12 protein-coding genes are annotated in these 7,900 nt (G+C 49.7%); 6 read left to right on the forward strand and 6 right to left on the reverse strand.

Annotated features, from left to right (window positions below; genetic code table 11):
• Nucleotides 1-12 precede the first annotated feature (12 nt).
• Together IPL17_RS17280 and IPL17_RS17285 are read left to right on the forward strand one after the other, a co-directional pair.
• Complete coding sequence (locus tag IPL17_RS17280) at nucleotides 13-2,025, forward strand: molybdopterin biosynthesis protein (RefSeq protein ID WP_345308331.1); 2,013 nt, start codon at nucleotides 13-15, stop codon at nucleotides 2,023-2,025.
• Nucleotides 2,026-2,397: a response regulator gene (locus tag IPL17_RS17285; protein WP_345308332.1), complete on the forward strand. Its 372-nt coding sequence runs from the start codon at nucleotides 2,026-2,028 to the stop codon at nucleotides 2,395-2,397.
• Between the two features lie 42 nt (nucleotides 2,398-2,439).
• Here IPL17_RS17285 and IPL17_RS17290 read toward each other — a convergent pair whose 3' ends face one another.
• Together IPL17_RS17290 and IPL17_RS17295 are read right to left on the reverse strand one after the other, a co-directional pair.
• A complete protein-coding gene (locus tag IPL17_RS17290) occupies nucleotides 2,440-3,231 on the reverse strand; it encodes a hypothetical protein (RefSeq protein ID WP_345308333.1) in 792 nt (263 codons plus the stop codon).
• A complete protein-coding gene (locus IPL17_RS17295; RefSeq protein ID WP_345308334.1) occupies nucleotides 3,228-4,283 on the reverse strand; it encodes a histone deacetylase family protein in 1,056 nt (351 codons plus the stop codon). Before IPL17_RS17295 ends, IPL17_RS17290 begins: the two co-directional genes overlap by 4 nt.
• Before the next feature lie 44 nt (nucleotides 4,284-4,327).
• Here IPL17_RS17295 and IPL17_RS17300 point away from each other — a divergent pair, with 44 nt between their 5' ends.
• Entirely contained in the window at nucleotides 4,328-4,639 is a 312-nt protein-coding gene (locus IPL17_RS17300; protein WP_345308335.1) for a nitroreductase family protein, read from the forward strand.
• A complete protein-coding gene (locus tag IPL17_RS17305) occupies nucleotides 4,636-4,884 on the forward strand; it encodes a nitroreductase family protein (RefSeq protein WP_345308336.1) in 249 nt (82 codons plus the stop codon). Before IPL17_RS17300 ends, IPL17_RS17305 begins: the two co-directional genes overlap by 4 nt.
• 39 nt (nucleotides 4,885-4,923) lie before the next feature.
• Here the strand turns inward: IPL17_RS17305 and IPL17_RS17310 are convergent, their stop codons facing one another.
• Complete coding sequence (locus IPL17_RS17310; RefSeq protein WP_345308337.1) at nucleotides 4,924-5,802, reverse strand: glycerophosphodiester phosphodiesterase; 879 nt, start codon at nucleotides 5,800-5,802, stop codon at nucleotides 4,924-4,926.
• Nucleotides 5,803-5,913: 111 nt separating this feature from the next.
• Here IPL17_RS17310 and IPL17_RS17315 point away from each other — a divergent pair, with 111 nt between their 5' ends.
• Together IPL17_RS17315 and IPL17_RS17320 are read left to right on the forward strand one after the other, a co-directional pair.
• Complete coding sequence (locus IPL17_RS17315) at nucleotides 5,914-6,408, forward strand: hypothetical protein (protein ID WP_345308338.1); 495 nt, start codon at nucleotides 5,914-5,916, stop codon at nucleotides 6,406-6,408.
• Complete coding sequence (locus tag IPL17_RS17320; protein ID WP_345308339.1) at nucleotides 6,405-6,536, forward strand: cytochrome c; 132 nt, start codon at nucleotides 6,405-6,407, stop codon at nucleotides 6,534-6,536. Before IPL17_RS17315 ends, IPL17_RS17320 begins: the two co-directional genes overlap by 4 nt.
• Nucleotides 6,537-6,691: 155 nt before the next feature.
• On the opposite strand, the gene IPL17_RS17325 is transcribed toward IPL17_RS17320, so the two are convergent.
• The 3 genes from IPL17_RS17325 to IPL17_RS17335 all read right to left on the reverse strand — a co-directional run bounded on the left by IPL17_RS17325 (nucleotide 6,692) and on the right by IPL17_RS17335 (nucleotide 7,480).
• A complete protein-coding gene (locus IPL17_RS17325) occupies nucleotides 6,692-6,931 on the reverse strand; it encodes a response regulator (RefSeq protein ID WP_345308340.1) in 240 nt (79 codons plus the stop codon).
• A 62-nt stretch (nucleotides 6,932-6,993) separates the two neighbouring features.
• Nucleotides 6,994-7,275, reverse strand: a complete 282-nt coding sequence (locus IPL17_RS17330; protein ID WP_345308341.1) for a hypothetical protein — start codon at nucleotides 7,273-7,275, stop codon at nucleotides 6,994-6,996.
• Nucleotides 7,262-7,480 (reverse strand): hypothetical protein, encoded by a 219-nt coding sequence (locus IPL17_RS17335; RefSeq protein ID WP_345308342.1) that lies wholly within the window; start codon nucleotides 7,478-7,480, stop codon nucleotides 7,262-7,264. Before IPL17_RS17335 ends, IPL17_RS17330 begins: the two co-directional genes overlap by 14 nt.
• Between the last annotated feature and the right edge of the window lie 420 nt (nucleotides 7,481-7,900).

Below are 7,900 nucleotides of genomic sequence, written 5' to 3' on the forward strand. Positions count from 1 at the left end.
TCGTAAATCAAAATGTCTGTCTACCTACACGATATTCCACTTTCACAAGCTCAATCCCGTTTGCGTGAAGCCTTGCAAGAGGCTGATCTTTGGCATGTACTTGGCGTTGAATCTATCCCACTCGATGAAAATGCCCTGGGTCGAATTACTGCCGAACCGATCTGGGCGGAGATTTCCTCGCCGCACTATCACGCATCGGCGATGGATGGTTTCGCACTGCGCGCAATCTCCACAAATGGCGCGATGCCGTCCACGCCCATCAGTTTATTCATTGGTTCCGAAGCGCAGTATGTTGATACAGGTGACCCGCTTCCAGAGTGGGCGAACGCGGTCATTCCCATCGAAAATGTGGAATCACTCGACGAGAACGGTCAGATCACGAAAGACATTCGCGGTCCCAAAACCATTCGTATTCGGGCAGCAGTCGCGCCCTGGAGCCATGTCCGCCCGTTGGGAGAAGATATTGTAGCGACTCAACTTGTTCTGCCCGCGGGACACTCGCTGCGTCCGGCGGATCTGGGCGCAATTGCCGCGTCTGGACATCAAACCATACGCGTCGCGCGCAAGCCTAAAGTTGCGATCCTGCCAACTGGCACAGAGTTGGTCCCGATCGGATCCAAACTAAAATCTGGTGACATCCTCGAATACAACTCTCTCGTGATCGCCGCGCAGATCAAGAACATGGGCGGCGAGCCAACACGATACCCGATCACAAAAGATAATTTCGATTCGATCTGTGACGCGGTTTTGGAAGCCGCTCAAACGCATGACCTTGTTCTATTGAACGCAGGCTCCTCGGCAGGCGCAGAAGATTTCTCGTCAAAGGTGGTCGAAAAACTTGGCACTCTTTTAGTTCATGGAGTGGCAGTCAGGCCTGGCCACCCTGTGATTCTGGGTGTCATTGGAAAAAGCGCAGAGGAGATTGCTTCGGGGAAGATCGCCCCTCGCAATGACATAATTCCCATCATCGGAGTGCCCGGCTACCCGGTCTCCGCCGCATTAACAATTGATATTTTCGTTGAATCGATCATTGCCAAGTGGCTTGGTCGCCCGCCGATGGAACTCCCCACCGAGACAGCGACACTGACAAGGAAGATCGTTTCACCAGCAGGTGATGATGATTTTGTGCGCGTGGCAGTCGGCAAGGTGGGAGATAAACTTCTCGCCGCGCCATTGTCCCGCGGAGCAGGTGTCATCACTTCGCTGGTGCAGGCGGATGGACTCGCATTGATCCCAAGCGGTGTGCAGGGATTGGAAGCGGGCGAACTGGTAAAGGTCCGCATGTATCGAACCAGGACAGAGATCGAAAAAACGATCTTCTGCATTGGTTCGCATGATATGACCCTCGACCTGCTTGCGCAATTCCTCGCGGGACATAACCGCAGATTGGCATCTGCCAATGTCGGCTCGCAGGGCGGTCTGGTTGCGTTGCGCCGCGGAGAAGCGCATATGGCAGGCTCACATTTGCTTGACCCGAGTGATGGTACCTATAACATTTCATACATCCGCCAATATATGCCGAACATGAATGTGAAGGTGATCGCTTTGGTGGGACGTGACCAGGGGTTGATCGTTAAGAAGGGAAACCCAAAGGGTATCAAAAATTTGGAAGACCTCATCAACAACGGGCAGAGTCTGAAGCGGGAGATCCAGTTCGTGAACCGCCAGCGCGGAGCAGGCACGCGCGTCCTGCTTGATTATCATATGAACTTAAGAGGCATAAACCCTGATTCCATCCTCGGCTACACTCAGGAAGAATATACGCATTTGGGTGTTGCCGCAGCGATCGCATCAGGGCGCGCCGATTGCGGACTTGGAATCGCCGCCGCCGCACAGGCCCTAGAACTAGATTTCATTCCATTGTTTCAAGAGCGCTACGACCTGGTCATACCAAAACAACACGCGCGCAGCGAATTATTATCGCCTCTCTATGAACTCTTAACTGACCCAGGTTTTCGCGGAGCTGTTTCTCGACTGATGGGGTATGATGTGTCTGTGATGGGTAGGATTATTTTGGAGGATTAAATGTCTGAAGGATTGATCATTGACGACAACCGTCAAACAGCAGACGCATTGCAACAAATGCTAAATCTGCTGGACCTGCCAACGCAGGTTGCCTATGGGTCAAGTGCAGCACTAAATGCATTGGGAAAAATCATTCCACGTTTTGTTTGCCTTGATATAAATATGCCCGGCGTGGACGGGACTGAAGTACTTGCCTATATTCGCCGTGAACCGCGCTTGATGAAAGTACCGGTCATCGTAATCACAGCCGATGATCAACCTGAGACCCGCCAGCAAGTCCTAAAAGGCGGTGCACAGGCAATGTTAATCAAACCTGCAACCATTGACGCGCTTGAAAGTGCGTTGAAAAAAGCTGGAATAATCAGAAGATAGAAACAGCGGATGCAAATTGCATCCGCTGTTTCTATCTATCTATTAAGGCGCAGGCCAGGGAATATCAAACGGCTGTGAATACCCATGTTTTTCCACTGCGTATAGCTGACCATAGGAAGGTGCAGAACAGCCAGATTCATCCTTAACGGTGTAGCTCGTGCTGTATTGGTCGGGGTAAGAGAAGGTCCACCACAACAGGAATCCATTTTGACAGACAAATGCTTCAATAAAATAGCCGCGATCCTTATCCACGGACATAACCATTTGTTCCCAATTAATAGTGACCTGATCGCCGTTGCGAACAGCAGTGACGTTATGCGGAGGTCCGTATTGATTACTGCCGATGGTTTGCAGGTTGGGAGTTGTTTTGACAATGTTGCTAATATCCCCCACCAGATCCACAACAGACGGCGCGACCCAGCATTGATATTCGAGTTTGTCAAATTTGATGCGCAGCCAGTTACTGTAGACCGCCCTTTCGCGGACTTTGCCCGCATCACCAACAGCCAGGTCAGCAGCATGAAGATACGCAACAGCAGGACCGTAGCGGCAATGCGCCTGTTTATTGACAGTCACAGATGGAAAGGCAAATGTCGGCGTAGCGGTGATAGTTGGAGTGAATGTGACTGTTGGAGTGAAAGTGACCGTCGGTGTTAATGTAAAGGTGGGTGATGGTATTTGTGTGGATGTTGGCGTTGCCGCAGGGGTCTTTGTCCATGCGGCGGATGTGGGAGTGATGGAAGTAGACGTTAAAATCGCTTGTTCTGCAGGCGATAGTCCACAAGCACTAAGAAGGAATAGAATGACCAGTAAACCGATTACCTGTTTTTTCATTTGAAGTTATCCAGCAAGGTGACCATATTTTCACCCAAAGCAGCATTAGCGTAGCCACCTTCCATCACAATGGCAGACGGGAGTTGGAGATCGGCGATGCGCTTACCAATTTCAGCAAACCCGCCGCGAGTCACCTTGAATTTCCCAAGCGGATCATCTTCGAAGGTATCCATCCCAGTGGATAAGACTAGATAATTCGGTTCAAAATTTCGTATCATGCCAAGCGATTCGTCCAATGCGGCCAAGTATGCGGCATCATCAGTACCAGCAGGAAGCGGAAAATTTCGATGATAGCCAAGTCCCTCACCCGCACCTGTTTCATCCGCGTACCCGATGTAGTGTGGATATTCATAATCAGGATCGCCGTGAATGGAAACGGTTAAGACATCCTTGCGCTCGTAAAATATATCCTGTGTTCCATTGCCGGCATGATAGTCAATGTCAAGCAAGGCAACCTTCCCCTTAGATGAAAGCCAGTTTGCGGCAACGGACGCATTATTGATGAAGCAATATCCGCCGGCGTAGTCTTTGCCCGCATGGTGTCCAGGTGGACGGCATAATGCGAATGATGAAGTTGGAAGAATGGATGAAGAAGCTGAGCGGGAAACAAATTCAACAGCGCCAAGAGCGCAATTGGCTGAAGTCAATGCGGCAGTATAGGTATGTTCAACAATGCAGGCAGATAAGTCCATCATGAAATAACCCGCCTTGCCGAGCAAAGTGCTTGGGACATGCGGCTTGCGCCGTAATGCAAAGGTCGCCGGCAAAAAGGCGTGCGTCTCAGGTGAAATCGCAACTTCGGGGTCAGAATCCAGCCACTCGGTCCAGCAGGATGCGAGGAAGCTGATGTAATCCTTATCGTGCACCGCGAGGATCGGGGCGAGTCCAAAATCATCAGGCTCCACAAATTCAGCCCAATCCGTTTTATTCAAGGCTGTTAATATCCTATCCATTCGGTCCGGGTTTTCGAGATAAGGCACGCGCTTCCCCCCGTCAAAAACCTCAAATGGCGGATCATGTTTTCGATGTGTCTCGCAGTAAAATATTTTCATGGTAAGACAATTTTACCCGCAAGCGTCCAAGTGGCGGAGGAACGATGGAACTATTTGAAACGATCAATACAAGATATTCAGCGAAAAATCTCAAGACAGATGCCGTGCCGCGGGACATGCTCGAAAAAATATTAGACGCCGGCAATCATGCGCCGAATCATTACAGGGTCAGACCGTGGCGTTTTTTTGTTTTGAGCGGGGGTGCGCGCAACAAACTTGGGGATGTGATGGCCGCTTCACAACTTGACCGTATGCCTGATGCGCCGAAAGAAGCATTAGACAATATCCGCGCATTGCCGCTCCGCGCCCCAGTCATTATCACCGTTGGCGTGGACAAACCAGTGGAAAGAAAGTGATCGGGGAGGAAAATATTGCCGCAGTTTCCGCCGCCTGCCAAAATATTTTATTGGCCGCCACGCTCTGGGACTCCGGCGCGATCTGGCGAACTGGCGAATGGGCGCGCGATGCAAAGGTGAAGGAATTCTTTGGCCTGGCAGAAGATCAAACGATATCCGGGTTCATATATATAGGATACCCAGAGATCGTCACAGAATCGGCAGCAAGACCTTCTTTTGAAGACCGCACGACCTGGATGGAGTAACAAAAATGGACTGGTTTGGGCCAGTCCATTTTTGTTTTGCTATCTTCCCACCAACTCCATCAAGATATCTGGCCTATCAGTCATGATACCATCCACGCCCCAGCTGATCAATTTTTGCATGGTTTCCTTGTCATTGATCGTCCACACCTCAACCGCAAGTCCGCGTGCGTGGGCTGCCCTGACAAACGCTTCTGTCACAACCGTAATTCCGCCGGACTCTTCGGGGACTTGAAGGGAGAGAAATTTGGGTGAATAATATCCTGAAAGAAAAGCCTTGCTTAATAGAACAAAAACCGTGGTTTCCTGCTTCGCGCTTGAAGTAGCCACTTCGGGACATTCCGCGCGAAACTCCTTTATCTTGTCATCATAGAACGACGCGACCAGAACTTTATCCTGCATTTCATATTTTCGGATAAGCTCACAGAATGGTCTAACCATCGAGGCGTTGGATTTTTTGATCTCAATGGTCATGTGCTTTTCAGGGAAAGCCTGGAAAACTTCCTCCAAAGTGGTCACGGTGATACCCTGCCCACGGAATGGAAAGGTCTGGCCTTCATCCAGCGACCAGTCATAACCTGCGTCAAGCTGCTTAAGTTCTGCAAGCGTCATGGATTCGATCTCGCCGGTGCCATCCGTGGTGCGGTCCACTTTCTCATCGTGCATGAGCACGAGTACGCCATCCCGGGAAATATGGATATCCATCTCAAGTACATCCACGCCTAACGCCGCAGCATTTTGATATGCAAAGAGCGTGTCACCAGGCCAGACCTCATCTCCGCCCTGATGAGCGATAACGAGCGGATAATTCATATCATCCGAGTAATAAGCTCGTTCTGCCGCGGGGTTTGATGTGACGCGTAAGAAAACAACAATTGCAAATAGAAATATAAGGATCTTGTGCCAGGCTTTTAGTGTCATACATTTTCTCCTCAATAGGCTGGGAGGAATTTTACCGCAATCATTTTTTCATTTGACATGTGTTACCTTTTCACGTATAAGTGGCGTATCCATAACATATCGGAGGAAAACATGCTGGCATTAAGTTTGTTGTCTGAAGGCGGGGCAGGTCCTGATACAAGTTTGTCGTTATTGCTATACATCGGCATCGCGTTCTTTTTTCTGATCATCACCGCCGGGTGGCTGAGCAGCAACACAAAACAGGATCAGGCCGAGGTTACGCAGGAATCAGAAGAAATTTCCCAAGCGGGCAAGGTAGACCCAAGTCCAAATAACCATGAAAAGAATTATTTGTTGTATGTAATTTTGGTCTTGAGCGGGGCAATACTATGGGGATGCGCCACCACAAGTTCGAACGCGAATGCGGATGTAATCGGCACGCTGACACCTGTCCCATCTGACTTTGCAGGTCAGACCAATCCATTTGGCGAGGAAGCCGCAGACGCAGGCGCGGCAGTATTCAAAAATAATTATGGATCCTGTCATGGGAGACAAGGCCATGGCGATGGTCCCGCAGGCACCGCGCTTTCCCTGCTCCGAAAAACCTGGCTCTGCTCCAGACAATGACCGGTGACGATTATTTGTTCTGGCGGATATCCTTCGGCAAAGATGGCACTGCCATGATCGCCTGGAAAGATGTTTTGACCGAAGAACAGATCTGGCAGATCATCGCGTTCATTCGAACGCTCGAATAGTAATAATTTCTCAGTAATGAAAGCGGCGTTCTCCAGTAGAAAGCCTCGCTTTTCCTAAATCAATGTTTTTATTCTTTTTGACAACTCGGTAATGTGAAAGGGTTTTGCAGATAATCATTGGCGCCAGCGCCAAGGCAACCACCTTACTGTCGGTGTCACCCAAAGCGGTGATGATGATGATCGGGGTATGTAAAAATTTTTGGGTGGCGCGAAGCATCCGACATAGCGAAACCATCAGGTTGAGGCATCATGAGATCCAGTAAAAAGATCAGGGACAAAGAATTCGCCACTTCAATAGCCTTCGAACTGTCATTCAATCCAGCCGCCTCGTAGCCTTCCTCTACAAGAAATTTTTCAAACAGATTTGTGATCTGCTCATCATCATCTACGATCAATGTTTTTCATTTTTTTTTCCTGAAGTTGGTTTTATTAATTGTAAAACTGATACAAATCAAGTTTACCGCAAAATTAAACCAACTCCACCTAATTTTCTTATAGAAAACAATTTCTCGTCGCTCGAGAAAGAAGTGCCGCTCCTGTCAGTCAAAGAAGAACTGACAGGAGCAGCACTATTTCTGCTCGCAAAGCTAATTGAACCTGTGATGAATGCAGGCGGGCACATATCATCCAGCTTGATACCGAAAATTATGGCATGAACCCGCCCGATGAAAGGATCATGAACAATCTTGAACTCATCCACCTGAGCCTGCGGCACCTCCCCAGAGTCAACCAAAGCCATAAGAGCCGACGCCCTCTCGTTCGTCCATCGTTCCTTGTGGCACGTTCGACTTGATATAGCCTTCCAATTTAACGTGCACCAGGAAAGTATCCGCCTGCGCTTCTGTGATCGCGCCTTTTTTAATGCTTCGTTCAGCATCTCGTCCTGCTGGGTGACTTGCATTTGATCGATAAGAGCAGTATTGCCTTTCCCAATTCCCGAACATAGGCGATCACATCCCAGATCTGCTCGTCGGATTCAAAACATCCTTCCAGGCGGGCATGGCTGTTTGAAATTCAACTCCACCCTCGCTAACGGTAAAAGACGAGCGCATCCGACAGCATTTGGGAAGTATGCCCAATCGGGGACGGAAGCGGATTCAAGCTGCGCCCGCCACACCGTCGCCCGCCCGCGGTTTCACCGTCTTGACAGCAGTTAATTTGTAGATCTCCGCGCCGCGCAGAAGAGCATCATCAGTCACATGAGAGGTCAGTCCGCGTATTGTCTGGAACCTTGCATGATGTCGGTGCCATCATGCCCAGAGATCCCCGCCACCCATCATAGCGCCGTGGCTGTGGCATGATCTACCCGCCCTGACCTGTTACTGCAGAAACATCGTAAGAATCAAATATTTTTCATGACACCC

This window comes from Candidatus Villigracilis saccharophilus (assembly GCF_016711665.1).

Bases quoted from the DNA above. Each gene is read 5' to 3' on its own strand.
- IPL17_RS17280 (WP_345308331.1), top strand. From the start codon at position 13: ATGTCTGTCTACCTACACGATATTCCACTTTCACAAGCTCAATCCCGT.
- IPL17_RS17315 (WP_345308338.1), top strand. From the start codon at position 5,914: ATGCTGGCATTAAGTTTGTTGTCTGAAGGCGGGGCAGGTCCTGATACA.
- IPL17_RS17320 (WP_345308339.1), top strand. From the start codon at position 6,405: ATGACCGGTGACGATTATTTGTTCTGGCGGATATCCTTCGGCAAAGAT.
- IPL17_RS17295 (WP_345308334.1), bottom strand. From the start codon at position 4,283: ATGAAAATATTTTACTGCGAGACACATCGAAAACATGATCCGCCATTT.
- IPL17_RS17330 (WP_345308341.1), bottom strand. From the start codon at position 7,275: ATGGCTTTGGTTGACTCTGGGGAGGTGCCGCAGGCTCAGGTGGATGAG.
- IPL17_RS17335 (WP_345308342.1), bottom strand. From the start codon at position 7,480: ATGTTCGGGAATTGGGAAAGGCAATACTGCTCTTATCGATCAAATGCA.
- IPL17_RS17290 (WP_345308333.1), bottom strand. From the start codon at position 3,231: ATGAAAAAACAGGTAATCGGTTTACTGGTCATTCTATTCCTTCTTAGT.
- IPL17_RS17300 (WP_345308335.1), top strand. From the start codon at position 4,328: ATGGAACTATTTGAAACGATCAATACAAGATATTCAGCGAAAAATCTC.
- IPL17_RS17310 (WP_345308337.1), bottom strand. From the start codon at position 5,802: ATGACACTAAAAGCCTGGCACAAGATCCTTATATTTCTATTTGCAATT.
- IPL17_RS17285 (WP_345308332.1), top strand. From the start codon at position 2,026: ATGTCTGAAGGATTGATCATTGACGACAACCGTCAAACAGCAGACGCA.